This is a genomic window from Metabacillus sp. Hm71 (assembly GCF_051842955.2).
GTDB lineage: Bacteria > Bacillota > Bacilli > Bacillales > Bacillaceae > Metabacillus.
Map to the genome: position 1 here is coordinate 2,968,919 of NZ_CM200278.1, position 18,226 is coordinate 2,987,144.

Here is an 18,226-nt window from a genome sequence, read left to right on the forward strand (position 1 = left end):
ATATAAGTTTATATAAAATTATTTAATTAATATAAGATATGGTTTCGAGGAAATATTAGAACTATAATATTTGCTGAGATATTTTTATTGTTCAGTTAACAAATCATTTTTTAATACCTCATGGCATACTAAAAAGGGTATACGAATCTCGCATACCCTCTATTATTTGGCTTATAAAAGTTATATCATCAATTTGTTTGTCGCAAATCATTTCTTATCAATGTTCAAGATTGATTCTTTAGTAGCAAGATTAGCGTAAATCTCCACCATTGCTGACTGTTCTAAAAGTGAGACTGATCTGTTCGGATCTAACTTGAATAAACCGGTTTCTGGATCACGAACGGTTTTCCACATTTCATCAGCATATGCTTGCATAAATTTACGATAGGTCTGATTATTGTTTACAGACTCTAACAGTTGCAGATTCTTAAAGAATATGGCATTAAAATATGGCGGATCTGAATATAGACGGGAGCCGCCATAATATTCGAGCGCCTTATCCGCGATATCTTCGGCACGTTTCAAATACGTGAGGTCGCCTGTAGCCTTATAAAATAAAACACTGGCTCCTATCATAACACCTTGATTATAGGTCCATTGTCTTTTGTTAATATTGCCTTCAAGATCAATATGATCCCAGTACAGTCCATTCGGCGCAAGCATGCAGCTGTTTACCCAATCATACATTTTCTTAGACCAATCTAAATAATACTGCTCTCCTGTGATGTCATATAACAACAGACCTATTTCAGCTGCCGGGGCATTCGAAATAGTATTTCGGTCATTACTCCATGGTGCCTGAGTCCAGAATACACCGCCTGTACAAGGGTGAGAAGGATCGGTATCCCATCCGTATACAGCCAGATCGAAAAGTTGTTTTGCTCGGTTTAATGCAACTTCATCACCTGTTGTATCATATATTTTGATAAAGTTGAGCGCAAGCCAATGATTGTCATCATAAAACTTATCTCCCCCGTTGCCAAGAGGAGGACGGACGTAGGAATCATAGCCTGGCGGGTCTGTTTCATTGTTCCAGTACAATTCAACCCCTTGCAGGCGATCCTGTACATCATCCTTGTAAGTATCTCCTACCTTGTCAAGTTGTGACATATCAATTGTCGCTGCCATGGCACGCGAGAATGGCCATACATAAGAATATGGATTACCGCCGTTATGCGGATATTCCTCAAGGTAAAGCTTAGAGTCCGGCAGATAGAAGTATTTTTGCAGAGCCTGATAAGAATCGATGGCACGCTCCAAATTTTTCTGTTTGAGTGGTGCAGCTTCAGCGTTTAGACCAGGAAATGCAATGGAAACTAACAAGAGTGATAAGACGGTCAATATAAATAACGGTTTAGGCATTTCATCTCCTCCTTAAAGTAATATAAACTTGCTTCTCTGGACAAAAGATGGTTATATATAGCATCATGTAAGTTTAAAGGTATTGAATTCTCTCAATTTATTATTCTCCTACAAACATATCGTTATATAATCATCTGCATGAAAGTTGCTAACCTTTTGCTTTGTCTTTTAATCTACTATTCTTTTATTTTTCTACACTCATAAAAGCGCTCTCACAATAATCAATGACAAATTCGCAATACATAGCGTTAGCCCATGAAAACCAAGAGCGTGTGAATAGGGTCGGATCATCAGCATGGAACCCTTCATGCATGAGTCCCGTATCTCCATCAGTCTGTTCGAATAAGCGTAATATTTTTTCCTTCTCATCAAGCGTAGTAGCAGTCAAGCCTTGGATTGCCAATGCGATGTGCCAAATATATCTATGGGGGGTGTGAGGACTTCCGATGCCTGAAGCGGCTTCCCCCTCATAATAATAAGGGTTTTCTTTACTAAGGAGAAAAGCTCGAGTGTTTTGATAGATTTCATCCTCTGCCTTGCAGTAACCGAGAAATGGCATAGATAAAAGGCTTGGAACATTTGCGTCATCCATCAAGTTGTAGTTACCCATCCCATCAGTTTCATAAGCGTAAATTTTCCCATATACCGGGTGCTGGTATATTCCGTAGTTTTGAATGCCCTGTTCAATCTCCTTTTTTAGAAGAATAGCCTTTTCAGCTAAATGGGAATCATTGTAAATGGTGTCCGCGATTTCTGCTATATAACCAAGTACTACGGTTGCGAACATATTAGAAGGAATTAAGTATCCATATTTACATGCATCATCACTTGGCCGAAAACCTGACCATGTCATCCCGGTCGGTTTCACTTCCGCCCCTTTTCCTTCTCGGGGAAGTGTATCAGACTCAGGACAATTCCGTCTTTCAAAACGGTAGAGTGATCGTTTTTCATGATCTTGTTCCGTTGTCCAAACTTCGATAATCATATAAAGTGCTTTTAAAAATGCTTGATCGAACGGTTCTTTGTTATCGGTTTGCTTCCAATAGAGATAAGCAAGCTGGATCGGATAGCATAATGAGTCAATTTCATATTTTCGTTCCCATACTATGGGCGACATGTCAGTTAGATCATTTTGGTGCCCATTGCCATTCTCTGTCTCATTAAATGCATTAGCGTAGGGATCATGTAAAATATATGTAATCTGTTGCTTGATCACCCCTTTAATTAAAGATGATAATTGCAAATCTCGTTTGGCTATTCTTAAATAGGGTCTTAACTGAGCGGATGAATCCCGAAGCCACATCGCAGGAATATCTCCGGTTACCATAAAGACCGTGCCATTATCCAAGCGTTTCATAGTTCGATCAAGTGTATCTTTAAAACAATTTTTGAATAACTGAACCGCTTTAGGATGTGCGTTCATTTTCTCTTCAATTTTGCGTGAAAACGACTCAACTGCTGATTTATCAAATAGTTGGTTGATCATGACTTTCCTCCATTATTAGAATTACTTATAATAATATACATATTACTTATATAGGTCAATATATTTTATATGTTTTTTAATGTGAAAAAGCATAGGTTTTTTCAAACCTATGCTTTCATTTATACTTCTTTTATTTTTTTGTAGTAGATTGGCCTTCGATTAATTTGGTGTCAAGCAGCGTCGTTTGCAAACTTTTGGCATTATTAATTACTCCTAGTAATTGTTCTACTGCTATCCGTCCCATTTTCTCTTGATTTTGGAGTAAATGGGTAAATGTAAAAGCGCCTGGTTTACATGGAGGACTATCAAAACAAAGTATGGAAATATCCTTTGGTACTGATAATCCAAGTTCTTCTACGGCTTGTTTAGCTAAAAGAGCAATATTATACTCAAGCGCAAATAAAGCCGAAATATTCTTGTTTTTTTGCAAGTGATCCTTAATCTTTTTTAAATCATTAGAGATATTAGGCTCCTTGAAGGAATCAGGCAAGGTTGAAATAAGTTCAGTCAGCATTAGAGGTTTTTTTGTCATTCCATTTTCTATGTGTGCTCGAACAAAACCTTCAATGCGATCTTCAATGGCAGTAGCGCTTACAGGGGGAGGACTTAATAATGTAATTGTTTTATGTCCAAGACCAAACAAATAGTCTGTTCCTTTCTTTGCTGCTCCAATATTATCTGTACTTACCGCAGATGCTGCAACTCCTTTTAAATAACGATCGAGGAGGACGAAAGGAAACTGGTCAACGATAAGCTTTAAAATTTCGGAATTAAAAAAAGTTGCCTGTGATGGAAGAATAATTAATCCATCTATTCCCAGCTCCATCAAATCGCGAATAGCGGCTTGTTCTTTATCAACGCTTCCAAATGTGCGGCGCAAAACGATAAATGCTCTCTCTTCTGCAGCATGCTCGATTCCATTTAACAATCCTATTCCATAACTTTCGTCAAAGTCCGTCATGATCACACCAATAACCGGCTTAACTCGGACTGAGGAATCAACTTTCGTTTCATTAATGGCCAGTTCCTTAACGAAAGAACCTCTACCTACCTGTCGGAAGATTAAGCCCTCAGATGCTAACATTTCTAATGATTTTCTAGGAGTGATAACACTCACATTCCAAGTATCAGCCAGTTCTTTTTCAGAAGGAATACGTTCACCTTCCTTATATTTACCTTCAACAATCGCTGTTTTAATGGTTTCATATATTTGTTCGTAGATCGGTTTAGCCAATTTAAACACCTTCTTCCACTTCGATAGTCACATACTTTGTATAATGCATAAATAGCAGTAACCGGATAGAATATATAATATTATATAATTAAAGCAAAATCTACATTTTACTGAATTAGCAGCAAGTATCAACTTCTATGTGATGAAATTCATATTAGTATGTATATTTTATTAATATAATTAAAACTTTCACAACAGTAAACAAGATTTTTCTTTATCTACTGCTCGTATTTCTGAAAAAATAATAAAATGAGCTGCCAAAACAGCTCATCATATCCTTGTTAATTATTTTATTTTTTCAAAACCGGTATCCATATTTCACTTTTAAACGTTGGTGAAGTAACGTCTTTATTTTCATTCCATAAGATTTCTGGACCCTCATTAAGTTCAAAGTTTGATGATGGAAACCATTCGGAATAAATCCGTCCCCAAATATTTTGAAGGGTATCTGGGAATGGCCCGACCACTTCAAATACAGCCCAGGTTGAGGCAGAGACTTCAAGCTTCGCTAGGTTTGTTGGACATTCCTTCGTTGTCGCAACACCAATATAATGATCTAGCTCCCCTTTTTCCTCCATGCGACCTTCAGAAAAGTTTGCGGATGCACTAAGCAGTCCCACAGGTTTGACATTTGATAGGCTTTTAAGTTGACTAATCTTTTCCTCATCTAAACTTTCCCACATTTTTGCAATCTCAGGATTTACTCCGTTAAAAATAATCGGAACACGTTTCTTTAGCCCAACGATGTTAAATCCTTCTTTTTCTTCAATACGATAGTTCATAGAACTTCCTCCTTTAATGGATAATTGGAAGGTCATCCTAGGATACGCTTTAAGCGGGTGGCTGTTGTTTCTGACTTCTGACGGGGTTAAGCCATGAAGGTTTTGAAAAGCTCTTGCAAACGAATCTGGTGAGTTGTATCCGTATTTCACCGCAACATCAATCACTTTTATGCTGCTATCTCTAAGCTCAAATGCTGCAAGAGTAAGACGTCTGCGGCGGATGTATTCTGATAATGTTATTCCAGCAAGGAAGGAAAACATTCTTTTAAAATGATATTCGGAACAAAGAGCCAGCCTTGCAACCTCTTTATAGTCAATGGCATTTGTCAGATTTTCTTCTACATACGACATTGCGTTATTAAAATGTTTCAGCATATCCATTTATGTGACCTCCGTTATCAATAGAATAGCAGGAGTGAAAAAAGTTCATCCGACATTTCATGCACGGTTATGCAGGGTACTTCTTTATCTGAAACTTTTTTCCTTATTATTTTTTGAAAAAAGATGAAGTTTTGCCGGTTGTTTTCCTTACTAAAAGTATAAGCCATTTGTTCATATTGTAAGCTGAACAAATGGCTTAAAAAAAAGAAATCTATCCTGTGATATCACGTTTTTTGTAGCCGAGAACACTATAAGCATAAAGCAATTAACCTTTATAAGAGTCTTGGTTTCTCTTATTTATATGAATCGGATAGTGCCTTAACTTCAGCGTTAGAAAGTGATCTTTTCCAAATTTTAAGGTCATCGATCGTTACGTTTGCTCCACCATATCCTTTATTGCCGTCCGCACCAATAACAATATTCAAGGCGGTATCTAAGCTATTTTCTCCAAGTTTAGAAATATCTACAGTTGCTTTTTCTGCACCGTCCACATACACTTTTCCAGCTTGATTGGTTCTGTCGACAGTAACGGTAAACAAATGCCATTCGCTTCCCACTGATAATGCCCGAGCATCCGATCTGTTCATCCCATCACTTAGATTTAGTCCCATGCTATTTGTCACAGCCGGTCCAATATACCAGCCTTTATTCCCGCCGCTGCTCCAGTTTTTATTTGATATGACAGTTTGATCACCAGCCAGATTTCCTGTATGCCAAAATGAAACGGTAAAACTATCATTTCCGAACTTAAGGTCACTTCTATCACCTAAATCTATGTAGTTGCTATTACCTGCAGGAATAAATACAGCTTTATTTGAAATACCATCTACATAATTAACGCTGCCATTTGATGTTGCTAAATCTGTTGCTATTGCATGATCGGTTAAATTCCCATCAAACTTCATGTCGACAACTAATTCTTTCCACATGGTTTCATGGTCAATTGGTGTTAATTCGGGTGGAGTTCCCCCTGTTTGAAATACCTTATGAAGTGTTGATGATTTATTGCCATAGCTATCAACGGCAGTCACTTCAACTTTATAGCTGGTTTGGCCGTCTAGACCTTCTAAAGGGATGTTCATTTTATCTGGAATTGGTGAAAACATGTAATCAGAAAATACCTTTACGTTTTTTACAACAAATCCGTTTTTTTCTTTGGTCACTTTTACTTCATAATGATGGACCATTTGATCATCCTTAGCTTGTACAAAAATTAAATTAGGCACAGCATCTAGATTTTCAACTTTGAGTTCACTGTCGCGATTGAATTGAGGTGCGACTTTATTTCGATTTTCAGGTGTATACTTGAAATTTCTTTTTATTTCTTCATTCGTTTTTCCCTTCAACTCGATAACCCATTTTTCCCCGGCAGTTGCCCCAGCACTTTTGAATGGTGGTTGAGGAGAAGCTGACCATTTACCGCCTGCATAAATATCACCATAATCTGCATTCAACGAGACCCTATCTACCTCTACTCGATCCTTATAAACCTCAATAAACAGGGCTTGTGATACAGGGAATTCAAATCTGCCAGCTAAACCTGTTTCAGTGACAGATTGGTATCCGTGATCAGACTCTATGTAAGACATAGACCCAAGATTAAGAGAAGTAAAGTCTTTTTGATAGATCGAACGGTCATCGTTAAGATTAAGATGTGAATGACCTGAAAGAGTGATGACTTGCGGATAATCCTTTAAGTCAATGTTAAGATTTGGATTTGAAGCCTGTTGTCCATCCATCACTGTATTAGATATCGGTTGATGCACGTTTACAAATATAGGTTTATGTCTGTTTTTAGGATCAGATGTAATTTCAGCTAACCTGTTTTTTAACCAATTTCTTTGTTCAAGATCTGAATTGTAATTATTGCCATTTAAAAAGAAGAAAGGGTACCCGCCAATTTGAGTTTCATAGTATCCATTCTTTTGACTTGTAAACCATTCAGCCGGGTAGTGCTCTTGTATTTTCGCAACACTTGCATCATGGTTTCCGATAGCCAATTGTACTTTTGTATCCGTCATCTTTTTTCTTTTTAGGTTATCTAGAAATATTTCTTTTACCATTTTATGATCATTCGGTTTATCAAAACCATTGTCATTTATCATATCTCCGACTGACAAGATGGCATCCGGTTGCGGGAAGATTGACGCAATTGTATCAAAAAAACTTGCATATCTTGCATCAGCTGTTTCATGTGCACCAACATGCACATCGGACATGGCGACAAATTGAAGCAATGGTTTTTCTTTGGTCTTTATGATGTATGAAAAGGTTGCAGGTTTACTAGATGCACCTTTTTTTATAGCAATAACACTTAGATTTGTTGTTTCATTAATAATTATAGGCTTATTCTTTTTATATTTTTTGCTATTTTTATTTGGTAAAGTTCCGTCAAGAGTATAGTAGATATCAGCATTTTTCGTTTCCGTACTGAGTGATACGACCTTTGTATGATCATAGCGGCCACTAGGCTCTGAAGCTTTAGGTGTTTCTACAATCTCAACCTTCTCGTTAGCATAAGTAATATTTGAGGTTAGTAAAGCTGAAAAGACGACAGCAATTGCAATAAGTATGGGTAAGAAGTTCCTTGTTAATATCAAAATGATTCCTCCTATAAAATAGTTTTCCAATAAGAACTTACAACTTGCAAATTTCTATATGCACAACCGCCTTTTTCCTTACCAATTTAGCTTGTGAATACCAGCTATAATAACAAAATGATCATTACTATTTACTCCCACCTCCTAAAAGTCACAAAAAAGCACACGAAATAATATTGTTTTAATTATTTTTGTGTGCTTTTAATTGTATTTTAAGAATCAAATATTAATTGAAAATCCATTTTTTATTAATATTTTGTAAAAAAAGCAAAAGATGGTATGAAGTGATTCTTTCTTTATTTAGGAAACAATCCTTCTTGCAAAAGAAATAGCGCTGATATACAAGGCAAAACATCCTGCCGTTGTCAGAGGTTATAACGAAAATATTCTTTTAAGAGGTTGTTTGGAAAAGGAATGAGTGAAGGGTTTTAAAAACTTAACATAGGGAGGAATCCATACTCAAAACGATTGAAATGAAAGTTTGGAAGAACCAGCTGATTAGGGATTGCCGAATCATGTAATGACCTATTAAAAAAGATCAATATTTTTTGTCGAACAAAAAATATTGATCTTTTTTTGCTAGTACTTAATAATAATGATTAAGAACTTAGTCCTTAAAGAAGGTTAGGAGAATCTATCTATGCGTACATATGAAAGTCTTGATGAAGAATGGGTAGAATTAATTTTACAAGCATTAGAAATTGGCATAACTGCTGATCAAATTCAAAATTTCTTTCACAATCCTCAGAGACTTACATAAGTCTTTTTTTCTCATCAAATAAACAGGTCCAATATTTGTGATTATTTAGCTAATCCTGATCTTAATCCAGACACTCCAAATTCTAAATACCCCTTTAAACAAGTCAGCATAAATACCCAGCCTTCTTTATTATCTAGCATCTTTTGCAGTAACTCTGGGTCATTTTCATTAAACCCTTCTTCTGTAATTTCAATTATGGTTCTTGAATGATCGATCTCATTCAGTAATATTGTAACAACATGTTCCTCCTCAGCCTGTCCCCACTTGAACACGATTTGTTTATTTTCCTCAACCGCAACAATGTCTATTTGTGCTTCTGCTTGATAAATATCATAGACCAAAGTAATGGTTTTACCTGGCTCCCATCTTTCAGAGCTTGCTGAGAACCAAAAGTTACCAATTTTTGAAGGGTCGACGAAGGCTTCAAATACTTCATTAGCAGGTTTGTTAATAGTAAAGGTTGTGATATTGTTCATATGTTCATCCGCTCTCTTTCTATGTAATAAAAACATCAAAGTGGTTACCCTAATTTGAATGGTTTATACCTTTATGTCAAAAATATAATCTCTTAAAATTTCTCGATGCTCTCTTCTTTCCGCTTGGAAATTTCTTTACGTACGATTGGCGCAACTTTTTTTCCTAATAGCTCGATTGCTCTCATCACTTCATTATGCGGCATCGAGCCAACGGGTACATGCAGCATAATGCGTGTGATCCCTACGTTTTTGCGAAGGTGAATGATTTTAGCGGCAACGGCAACCGTCTTTGGGTCGCCTACATACAACGCTCCATCAAAGCTACGAGCGGCCTCAAAGCTTGAGCGGTCATATTGCCCCCACCCGCGCTCTTTTCCTAATATGTTCATGACCTGCTGGGTCGACGGGAAAAACTTGTCGGCAGCTGTTTCAGTGTCCTCGGCCATGAAGCCATGTGAATGAGATGCTACTGGGAGCTTTGATGGCTCATGCCCAGCGTGTTTAGCGGCCTTTTTATAAAGCTGGACGAGCGGCGCAAACTGTGCCGGTCAGATAATGGCAAGAACTAACGGCAATCCTAAGAGACCTGTACGGATAATTGATTCCGTATTACCGCCGCTGCCGATCCATACGGGAAGAGGATGTTGAACAGGCCGCGGGTACACGCCTAAATTTTAAATGGCCGGGCGATGCCCGCCTTTCCAGGTCACTTTTTCAGATTCACGAATTTTTAATAATAACTCGAGCAAGTACCTATTCCTATCTCCACTAATAGCCCCCTTTATATGTATTTGTTTTATTCATTGCTTAATAGACTTTATCACCATCTTACCTGATTCATCCTGACAAAACAAAGGTTTAACTCCTTGGAAATATGCACACTACGGAGCCCTTATGATCTCTTCCTTTCGTTTAACTCTTTACTATTCTTTTACAATTATTATGGACTTCTTAACAGAAAATCCTTGTAAGAGAAGGAAGTTCATGATATATTACCAATAATTAAATTTTTCTTATTTCAATACTTTTTGAAGTGAGGATAGAGGTGCAAAGTTCATGAGTACACATTCTGAGGAGAATGAGATCCTGTGATGATTGTGGAAAGGGGAATTTGCCGAAGCAGAAAGAATCTCATGTTCTTGAAGCTGGTTCTGTTATTGAATAAATACAGAACTGTCATATAGGTCACTATATGGAGGGCTATCTTACGCACGGAAACGATATTTCTTGATATTGTCTCTACTGCAGCAGCGATTCCCCTCGTTGCTGCTTTTTTGCGTTTCTTTTTGAATGGCTCTAAACACCTATCCTTATAAAAATACGATAAAGGGTGTGAAGCTATGAATTTCGGGCAAGTACTAACAGCAATGGTTACCCCGTTTGATCAAAATGGCGAGGTAGATTTTAACGCAACAGAACAATTAGTTAATTATTTAATTGAAAATGGAACTGATGGACTTGTGATAACAGGTACAACTGGTGAGTCACCTACGTTAACAACCGAGGAAAAAGTCGAGTTTTTCAAGTTTGTTGTAAAGGTCGTAAATAAAAAAGTGCCGGTAATCGCAGGAACTGGATCTAATAATACGAAGGCATCGATCAGCTTAACGAGACTTGCGGAGGAAGCAGGAGTCGATGGGATTATGCTTGTGACTCCTTATTATAACAAGCCATCACAGGAAGGATTGTACCAACATTTCAAAGCAATTGCTGAAGCAACATCCTTGCCGGTCATGCTTTATAATATTCCTGGACGAAGTGTAGTGAATCTGTCTGTTGATACCATTGTTCTTCTTTCTAACATTGATAATATTGTCTCAATAAAGGAAGCGAGCGGTGATTTAGATGCGATGGCAGAGATCATTAGCAAAACTCCTGAAAATTTTACGCTGTATAGTGGAGATGACGGCTTAACGCTTCCTGTTTTATCCATCGGCGGAACTGGTATTGTCTCGGTTGCTTCCCACATCATCGGCAATGAGATGCAGGAAATGATCAATCATTTTAAAAATGGTGATGTTCAGCAAGCGGCATCCTTGCATCGCAAGCTGCTCCCGGTTATGAACGCATTATTTGCAGCGCCAAACCCAACGCCGGTCAAAGAGGCATTAAATATGATTGGTGTCAATGTTGGCGGGGTTCGCTTACCCATGATTCCTTTGAACAATGGTGAAAAAGCAGTGCTGATAGAGACATTAGAAGCTAGTAAATTGGTGACGATTGTAAAGTAGGATGTAGAGGGTGAAATAATTCACCCTCTATTAGTTAATTTGTTGAATTCTCCCCTCGATTTGTGCAACAAACGGATGTTTCATTGATTTGATATAATCAACAAGTGCATCTACATCAACTGCTCCAGTTTTTCGATTTTTCCCTTTACGGAAGCCTGTAAAGTTGTCCCCTCCTCCAGCTAAGAAAGCATTGGCAACAACTGTGTAGCTTTTGTTGGGATCCATATCTGATCTATCAGGCAGCTGCATGGAAATGATTTTAGCTCCTGCAGGCTGGTTCGCATCCCAAGTATACGTGAACCCAGAGATTTGGAGCATTTTCGTCCTGCTTGCTTGCCATTGTTGATTCAATATCTTTTGAATTTGTTGCCCTGTTAAACTCATTTTAATTAAATTGTTTTTAAAGGGTTGGACAACATATAATTGCCCCCATGTCACTTCTCCAGCATCCAAGTCTGCCCTGATTCCTCCTGGGTTCATTAATGCAATATCCGCCTTCATTGCCTCGCGCTGGGCATCTGCAATGAAATTGCCCAATGCAGATTCGCCGTTTTCATTTTGCGCAGCTGTGATCGAAGTTTCAGCTGTCCCGATGACACGACTTACAATCGGTTCTATTTTCTCTTCATATTTCTCAATCATCTGCTTTGTCTCAGGGTGTGGCGAGATCCCTTCTTGGTAAACCGTAACAATTTCAGATCGCTTCCCAACAATGTCACCTGTTTGCGGATCTATTTCAATATCAACATCAGAAAAAGCTGTACCATATGAATAAGATTGAACCAATAGTTTTCCATCAACAAAAGCATTTAAATAGGCATGATTATGACCGCCAAAAATAATATCGACTTCATCATCAACCGTTTTTGCTATATTAACGATTTCTCCTGTTGCTTGCTCGCCATTATCCTTTGATGTTCCAGGGTTATGTGCAAGGACGATAATTGCTTTAACACCTTGTTCTTTTAACTCTGCAGCAGCCTTGTTTATGGATTCTGCTTCATCAAGAAATGTAATTCCTTCCACACCGCTTGGTACAACTAAGCTTGGCGTGTCTGTTGTTACAACTCCGATAAATCCAAGCTTCATCCCATTGTTTTTTAAAATTTTATATGGAGGGAGAATGGTTTTACCTGTTTTTTTATCAATCACATTTGCCGCTACCCACGGAAATTGAGAACCAGCAAAATCCCCTGTTGCTTCATGTTTTCTTCCATTAATCAGCCGCAGCAGCTCTGTTATTCCTTTATCAAATTCATGATTTCCAACTGTTCCAATTGTAATGTTTATTGTATTTAAAAATTCAATTGTTGGCTCATCCTGCAGTAATAAGGAAATCGGCGGACTGGCTCCAATCATATCACCAACATGTACGAATAATGTGTTTTTATTTTCGTGAGCACGCTGCAATAAATAGGCTGCAAGATAATCCGCACGTCCTGCAGGCTTGCCATTGACTTGTCTGGTGACATTTAATTGACCGTGCAAATCATTAATCCCAAGTAGCTGGATTTGCTTGTATTGCGGGTTTTCTTTCTCTTTATTGCGATTGAGTGGCAGCTCGGGACGTCGTTCGATATGGCCATGATAATTTTTTGAAAGGCCCTGTTCATTGTCGTTATAAGTTTTTGAGGCTTGATATTGTTGATTGACTTGTTGGGAGGATTGGCTAGTTTTTAAATCAATATTTGCTAGGTTTTTATTTTTTTGTTGATTGTCTATTGTACGGTTAAAAGCATTGAAGCCAAATAAAGTAAAAAATGAGAGGGTTAGTAATATAGTGTATAGATATTTTTTCATCGGGTCCTCCGTGTATGATTGAAGCTCGTACAATATTTAATTTCTATTGTTATTTTTTGAATTTTGGTTGATTTCATACTTGAATTTTCAGGTCGGTTAATAGCTTATCAAGGTGATAAGCGAGTAGACACTTAGTAGCAGTGTCCTATTTCCATTCATTTTTTTACCATACGTTTTATGATTAGTATTTTTATCCGAACGGAAAATAAAAAGGAAATCCATTGCTATGATATGGATTTCCATTATGGGTCACATGTAATATTTATCACAAGTTACCAGCTTATCGATTTTGCTGCTTCTGATCAGTTTGTTTCTTTTGAGCATGTTGCTTCGTATTCATCGTTTCGTCAAGAGCTTGATCCACATTACCTGTAAAGTTGATTTGCTGCTCTGGAATTCCTTGTTTTTTCATTCGAATAATCCCTCCCTTCCTTCCATTAGTATCCTCGTGCTAGTGAGGATACATGTATTGCACTTTTTAAGAGTAGTATTGAGCTAAAATGGGGAATCATGTATCGATTCCCCTTTCATTTTAGAAAGTCATAACATGCTCTGCAAATTTCGCTTTCTATCCATATACGTCACTAGTTCTTTATCTATTCGGTCATATTCTTCAGTACCCGCCGACAGATAACCGATTTTTCCTAGTAGCTCTGTGATTTTTGTTTCAATGAGTGCCAATTCTTCGTGTACATTTTGTTCTTTTCGTGTATACTTGTTCTTTTTTCGTTCTTTATACTCCTTTAATCCCATTTCAATTTGTTGAATTTTATAATTGTCAATTATTAATAATTTCGTACACAGTTTTTCAATCAAGTACCTGTCATGTGAAACGATCAAAAGTGTGCCAGTATACGTACTGAGGGTTCTTTCCAGCTCTTCCCTGCTTGGCAAATCTAAATGGTTTGTGGGTTCATCTAAAATTAGCAGGTCATATTCCATCAGAATCATATAGATAAGCTTGATTCGTGTCCGTTCACCAAGACTCAATTGAGAAATCGTTTTTTCAAGGATTTCTTGCTGAATGCCCATATTGGCAAAAAGCGTTCTGGCTTTCGTTTCCTGTTGTCGACCTTTAAGATCAAGATATTGTAATGGTGTTTTTTCACCAGGTAGGTCACTTACATCCTGCGAAAGATAAGCCACTTTCGTCGATTCGCTTATCCAAAGCGTGCCTTTCGTAAGGGTTTCTTCCTCAAGCAGGATTTTGATAAACGTCGTTTTCCCTGCTCCATTAGATCCTAGCAAGCCGATCCTTTCGCCATGCTTTACATAAAAGTGGCTTTTATCAAACAGCACTCGATCACCAAACTGTTTTTTGATTCCTTTTGCTTCAAGAATCCTTTTTCCGTGTTTAGGAGCTGATTCAAATTGAAAAGAGACGGATTTCTCTTCTTTTGGCTTTGTCACCTCATGTTTTGACAACTCTAGATTTAAGCGCTTCAGCTTTGATTTTATTTGATTATCTTTTTTCTTTGCCTTCGCTCGTTCGAATTCCCGTAATCCCATCTGACGATTTTCAGCATTTGACCTCCCTTTTCCCGCTTGACGATGGGCTTTTGCTGACCAGTCTTTTAAGGTGGTCATCTGCTTTTCAATCATCTCAACTTTACGTTGTTGTTTTTCATAATCACGTTTTTCCTGTTCATACCTTCTTTGCTTTTCGTTTCGATAGGACGTATAATTTCCGTCATATACCGTTAACTTACCTGCTTCTAGTTCATATATTTTTGATACTGTTTCGTCTAAAAAGTAACGATCATGTGAAATAATGATGGCAGCACCTGAATAGTCTCTTACTTCTTCAATCAGCCAGTTTACCCCTTGCATATCCAAGTGATTTGTCGGTTCATCTAAGATTAAAAACTCTGGGGAATTTGCCCAAATTTTTGCTAAGGACAATTTAAGCTTTTCTCCCCCGCTTAAGTGGTGCAGATCTTCTTTGTCCCATCGATCTTTCGGCAAACCAAGCTGCTTGCTTGTTTCCATCAGTTTCTCTCCATTATTGAATAGTTCAGAATCAATCGACAATGAATAATCTGTTGATTGAGGCAAATAGCCAATTTTCAAATCGGTTGGCCACATTGTGACTGAACCTTTGTCAGGCTCAATCATGTGCATAAGAATTTTTACAAATGTTGATTTCCCCGCACCATTCCAGCCGACGAGACCAATTTTTTCACCTTTTCGTATGTCAAAGCTAACATCCTTTAGGATTTCTCGTTCTCCAAAACTTTTCTGCAGGCTTTTACCTTGTATAACAGGAGTCATGCAGATCACCTCTTTTTGTTTTTCATTGAGAGGTTTTTAGAAATTAAAAAAGCCTCTCCAAGAATCCTGGAGAGGCTAATATCTAATCCCATATCAAATAATATGCAAACGCTTAAAGAGTACAGTTATAGACACAAAGACAGAATTTGTGTTAACTTGTATTTTAAACGGCACGTCATGATAGCTTCTATGGACAGACTAATCCTATTTCTCCAGGTTCTCATTTTCAAAATCATATGAGTGTTATCCCTTTTAAATAAGATTAAATCCACATCCGCTTAGTACCGTTCCTTTCCACTTTTTTACTTACACATTCAGTATATTTATCAAGGCAAGTATTGTCAACAGGAATCCATCTAAATAGGCATGGTTCTATTACAATGGCAGCAAAAAATGAGAAATTTCTAGAATGTTTCACAATCTTCGTTGTAAGCGATTTCTATTTGCTGTAAAAGTGAAATGATAACTGGTTCCTAAGATGAATGATTTTTTTGAACAAAATGACCAACTAATGTATATCAGCTTATTTTTAGTTTACTTTTTTTCTTCTCATCCATTGGGTAGCAGCCCATTTATCTCCGATGATAACGGGGGCACCGCCATGTAAGGTTAGCTCGTTTAAAGCAGGATCGTTGTAAAAATATTCAAAGTACACGGCCATTCCTTTTTGCGGAGAGATTGAAAAATTAAGCTTTGGAAAAAATGTTTCTCCACCGTGTTCTACATCATTTAAGTACATGACGAGTGTGCTTATTCTCGGATTGTTAACAACATGATTTGCGGATGAAAAATAATCAAAATGAGCTTTATATTCTTGTCCTTTTTGATAATGAAGAACTTGAAGACCTTCACCATGTTCAACGGGTATATTCATGATCGCTGAGATTCTTTTTTCAACCCTCAACACAATGTCATTTTCTTCTTGAAGAAATGTACTGCTGCTTGTTCTAAGATCATTGACTTTACGCGAACTCCCAATTTTTGACCGCTGAAGGTTATCCTTTGATAATTTTATTAGCTCATCACATTCATCATCACTTAATACATTCCCTAAAATAACGATTAGTGGTTCTTCAACTTTAGCAATGATGTTAATGACTCTGTCTTCTGTTACTATTTTATTTCCAATGTGATTAAAAATCGTTGGTTCTTTCATCGTTAATTCTTTCGCATCCATTGTCAACTTTCATCAACCTTTACAATTATTTTTCTTAAATAATTAAATGGGTTTGTTTTAGAAAGCGGTCATTCCATCTGTTTTATTAATGCATTCATCTAGAGGAAATCGGTAACAGTTGTGTTTCTCTATTAAGTTTTCATTCCTCCTGCCTTTTCATAGGATGTTACTGATTTCAGTAAATAAATTTTACACCTTGCATCGTTGTTTTTCTACTACTTTATGATTCTATTTTTAATAAAAATTTTTTACCCTCTGAAGTTAAAAATACAACTCTTGAATAAAAAATTCTGATGAAACAAACAATATAAATAATTTAGCTGCAAAATGAGGAGTGATCACATGGTAAATGTATGGGAAACAGTGATGGATGCCATGAAGTCCATGACAGTTCAAGATAAAGATCAACCACTTCATGTCGGAGAAGTGATGTCATGCTGGATTTATTTAGCTGGCCTTGAATTATCAAAAGTTTCTGTTCAAGCAGGTATTCATACTACGACAGATAATGAACTAAAAGCAATCCTTGAAGAAGATATGAAACTTGGAGCGAGTCAAAGGGAAAGGCTCCATGATTTTATGATTAAAGAAGGAATTCCATTACCTCCTGCCCCTGAAGATATGCCGGTATCAGACCCTAACAGTGTGCCTCTCGGTGTTAAATTAACCGATGATGTCATTGCAAATGAATTATCGTTAAAAATTATTAGCTTAATTATGCGTGCTGCTGGTGCTTCTTCAGAATCGATTCGTACAGATGTAGGTTTATTGTTTGTTCAGTTTCAAGCAGAAAAATTAGCTTTCGCGACGAGATTAAAACATTTAATGCGCAAACGCGGATGGATAAAAGTGCCGCCATTTTACGTTCAACCTGGTTCGAAACAACCTTAAGCTAAAAAATCTATAAAGGAATGTATGTAATAAAGGTAAAAATAAGTATAGCAAAAATAGTAAGAAGCTATTTTAGGATTACATAGACATTACTGAATAGTATACGCCAACCCCCATACCTAGGGATTGGCGCATGTTTATTTTCATTATTTATTCAGAACTTTATATATCGTTTATACATATTTCTTGCTAAGTTGGGAATTTTATTTGTAACTATAATCTTAGGAGATAATCTTTATGAACAATAAAGTATTTAATTTAATCAATTATTATTCTGGACGTTGTTCTCCAATTGATTTGCTAATGATCTTGATTTCAAATAAGATTCGTTATGTGTTTATTTTTGTCTTGATTTTTATGTGGTTTAGAAATGATTTTTATAAAAAAGTGACTTGTAATGCTGTTAAATCTACTGGTATTACAATGGTTATTCACACATTGATTAAATTGTGTTATTTTAAACCACGTCCCTTTGTGAAACATCGTGTCGGCATTCTTATTCCTTCAAAAATGGATTCTAGCTTTCCGAGTAAACATACTCTGCTTGCGTTTGCAATTTCTACTTCTATTTTTCTTTATGACCGTGTCCTTGGTTCCATCATGTGGGTATTATCGGTATTAACAGGCTTCTCCCGTATTTGGGTAGGACATCATTATCCATCTGATATAATCGGAAGTGCATGTATTGGCACGATGGCCAGCATTATATTAGATAAAACAGCTGGTGAATGTTCATCTGATACTGGAATGGAAGAAAATCCCCTTGATTGAAAAG

Annotated in this window: 14 protein-coding genes, 1 pseudogene and 1 riboswitch; of the genes and pseudogenes, 4 read left to right on the forward strand and 11 right to left on the reverse strand. The window is 37.0% G+C overall.

Going from position 1 to position 18,226, the window contains the following annotated elements:
- Nucleotides 1-207 precede the first annotated feature (207 nt).
- From ACSVDH_RS14420 to ACSVDH_RS14440, 5 genes are all read right to left on the reverse strand, one after another.
- A complete protein-coding gene (locus ACSVDH_RS14420) occupies nt 208-1,260 on the reverse strand; it encodes a glycoside hydrolase family 76 protein (RefSeq protein ID WP_439252012.1) in 1,053 nt (350 codons plus the stop codon).
- A gap of 286 nt (nt 1,261-1,546) precedes the next feature.
- Complete coding sequence (locus ACSVDH_RS14425) at nt 1,547-2,848, reverse strand: glycoside hydrolase family 125 protein (protein ID WP_439252011.1); 1,302 nt, start codon at nt 2,846-2,848, stop codon at nt 1,547-1,549.
- A 130-nt stretch (nt 2,849-2,978) separates the two neighbouring features.
- On the reverse strand, nt 2,979-4,091 hold the full coding sequence (locus tag ACSVDH_RS14430) for a GntR family transcriptional regulator (protein ID WP_439252010.1): 1,113 nt from the start codon (nt 4,089-4,091) through the stop codon (nt 2,979-2,981).
- Nucleotides 4,092-4,372: 281 nt separating this feature from the next.
- Nucleotides 4,373-5,245: an AraC family transcriptional regulator gene (locus tag ACSVDH_RS14435; RefSeq protein ID WP_439252009.1), complete on the reverse strand. Its 873-nt coding sequence runs from the start codon at nt 5,243-5,245 to the stop codon at nt 4,373-4,375.
- Nucleotides 5,246-5,538: 293 nt separating this feature from the next.
- Entirely contained in the window at nt 5,539-7,845 is a 2,307-nt protein-coding gene (locus ACSVDH_RS14440; RefSeq protein WP_439252008.1) for a chitobiase/beta-hexosaminidase C-terminal domain-containing protein, read from the reverse strand.
- A 640-nt stretch (nt 7,846-8,485) separates the two neighbouring features.
- Between ACSVDH_RS14440 and ACSVDH_RS14445 the strand changes: the two genes are divergently transcribed.
- The gene (locus ACSVDH_RS14445) at nt 8,486-8,605 is read left to right on the forward strand and encodes an anti-repressor SinI family protein (RefSeq protein ID WP_439252007.1); all 120 of its coding nucleotides are present in this window, start codon (nt 8,486-8,488) and stop codon (nt 8,603-8,605) included.
- Between the two features lie 41 nt (nt 8,606-8,646).
- Here the strand turns inward: ACSVDH_RS14445 and ACSVDH_RS14450 are convergent, their stop codons facing one another.
- Nucleotides 8,647-9,081 carry an SRPBCC family protein gene (locus tag ACSVDH_RS14450; RefSeq protein WP_439252006.1) on the reverse strand — a complete coding sequence of 145 codons (435 nt, stop codon included), beginning with the start codon at nt 9,079-9,081 and terminating at the stop codon, nt 8,647-8,649.
- A 92-nt stretch (nt 9,082-9,173) separates the two neighbouring features.
- Nucleotides 9,174-9,827 (reverse strand): annotated as a pseudogene (locus ACSVDH_RS14455) (LLM class flavin-dependent oxidoreductase); the annotation flags it as partial.
- 286 nt (nt 9,828-10,113) lie between these two features.
- Nucleotides 10,114-10,292, forward strand: a riboswitch (Lysine riboswitch).
- Between the two features lie 129 nt (nt 10,293-10,421).
- Here ACSVDH_RS14455 and dapA point away from each other — a divergent pair.
- Entirely contained in the window at nt 10,422-11,312 is an 891-nt protein-coding gene (gene dapA, locus ACSVDH_RS14460) for a 4-hydroxy-tetrahydrodipicolinate synthase (RefSeq protein ID WP_439252005.1), read from the forward strand.
- Nucleotides 11,313-11,342: 30 nt separating this feature from the next.
- Here the strand turns inward: dapA and ACSVDH_RS14465 are convergent, their stop codons facing one another.
- The 4 genes from ACSVDH_RS14465 to ACSVDH_RS14480 all read right to left on the reverse strand — a co-directional run bounded on the left by ACSVDH_RS14465 (nt 11,343) and on the right by ACSVDH_RS14480 (nt 16,560).
- Nucleotides 11,343-13,112, reverse strand: a complete 1,770-nt coding sequence (locus ACSVDH_RS14465; RefSeq protein ID WP_439252004.1) for a bifunctional metallophosphatase/5'-nucleotidase — start codon at nt 13,110-13,112, stop codon at nt 11,343-11,345.
- Between the two features lie 280 nt (nt 13,113-13,392).
- Entirely contained in the window at nt 13,393-13,524 is a 132-nt protein-coding gene (locus ACSVDH_RS14470; RefSeq protein WP_439252003.1) for a hypothetical protein, read from the reverse strand.
- 128 nt (nt 13,525-13,652) lie between these two features.
- Nucleotides 13,653-15,383, reverse strand: a complete 1,731-nt coding sequence (gene abc-f, locus ACSVDH_RS14475; RefSeq protein WP_439252002.1) for a ribosomal protection-like ABC-F family protein — start codon at nt 15,381-15,383, stop codon at nt 13,653-13,655.
- Between the two features lie 529 nt (nt 15,384-15,912).
- Entirely contained in the window at nt 15,913-16,560 is a 648-nt protein-coding gene (locus ACSVDH_RS14480) for a 2OG-Fe(II) oxygenase (protein ID WP_439252157.1), read from the reverse strand.
- Between the two features lie 342 nt (nt 16,561-16,902).
- Here ACSVDH_RS14480 and ACSVDH_RS14485 point away from each other — a divergent pair, with 342 nt between their 5' ends.
- Together ACSVDH_RS14485 and ACSVDH_RS14490 are read left to right on the forward strand one after the other, a co-directional pair.
- Nucleotides 16,903-17,451 (forward strand): DUF3231 family protein, encoded by a 549-nt coding sequence (locus tag ACSVDH_RS14485; RefSeq protein ID WP_439252001.1) that lies wholly within the window; start codon nt 16,903-16,905, stop codon nt 17,449-17,451.
- Between the two features lie 237 nt (nt 17,452-17,688).
- On the forward strand, nt 17,689-18,222 hold the full coding sequence (locus ACSVDH_RS14490; protein WP_439252000.1) for an undecaprenyl-diphosphatase: 534 nt from the start codon (nt 17,689-17,691) through the stop codon (nt 18,220-18,222).
- Nucleotides 18,223-18,226 lie beyond the last annotated feature (4 nt).

Coding starts and splice junctions, on each gene's coding strand:
- ACSVDH_RS14425 (WP_439252011.1), bottom strand. CDS start 2,848: ATGATCAACCAACTATTTGATAAATCAGCAGTTGAGTCGTTTTCACGC.
- ACSVDH_RS14435 (WP_439252009.1), bottom strand. CDS start 5,245: ATGGATATGCTGAAACATTTTAATAACGCAATGTCGTATGTAGAAGAA.
- ACSVDH_RS14445 (WP_439252007.1), top strand. CDS start 8,486: ATGCGTACATATGAAAGTCTTGATGAAGAATGGGTAGAATTAATTTTA.
- ACSVDH_RS14450 (WP_439252006.1), bottom strand. CDS start 9,081: ATGAACAATATCACAACCTTTACTATTAACAAACCTGCTAATGAAGTA.
- dapA (WP_439252005.1), top strand. CDS start 10,422: ATGAATTTCGGGCAAGTACTAACAGCAATGGTTACCCCGTTTGATCAA.
- ACSVDH_RS14465 (WP_439252004.1), bottom strand. CDS start 13,112: ATGAAAAAATATCTATACACTATATTACTAACCCTCTCATTTTTTACT.
- ACSVDH_RS14470 (WP_439252003.1), bottom strand. CDS start 13,524: ATGAAAAAACAAGGAATTCCAGAGCAGCAAATCAACTTTACAGGTAAT.
- abc-f (WP_439252002.1), bottom strand. CDS start 15,383: ATGACTCCTGTTATACAAGGTAAAAGCCTGCAGAAAAGTTTTGGAGAA.
- ACSVDH_RS14480 (WP_439252157.1), bottom strand. CDS start 16,560: ATGGATGCGAAAGAATTAACGATGAAAGAACCAACGATTTTTAATCAC.
- ACSVDH_RS14485 (WP_439252001.1), top strand. CDS start 16,903: ATGGTAAATGTATGGGAAACAGTGATGGATGCCATGAAGTCCATGACA.
- ACSVDH_RS14490 (WP_439252000.1), top strand. CDS start 17,689: ATGAACAATAAAGTATTTAATTTAATCAATTATTATTCTGGACGTTGT.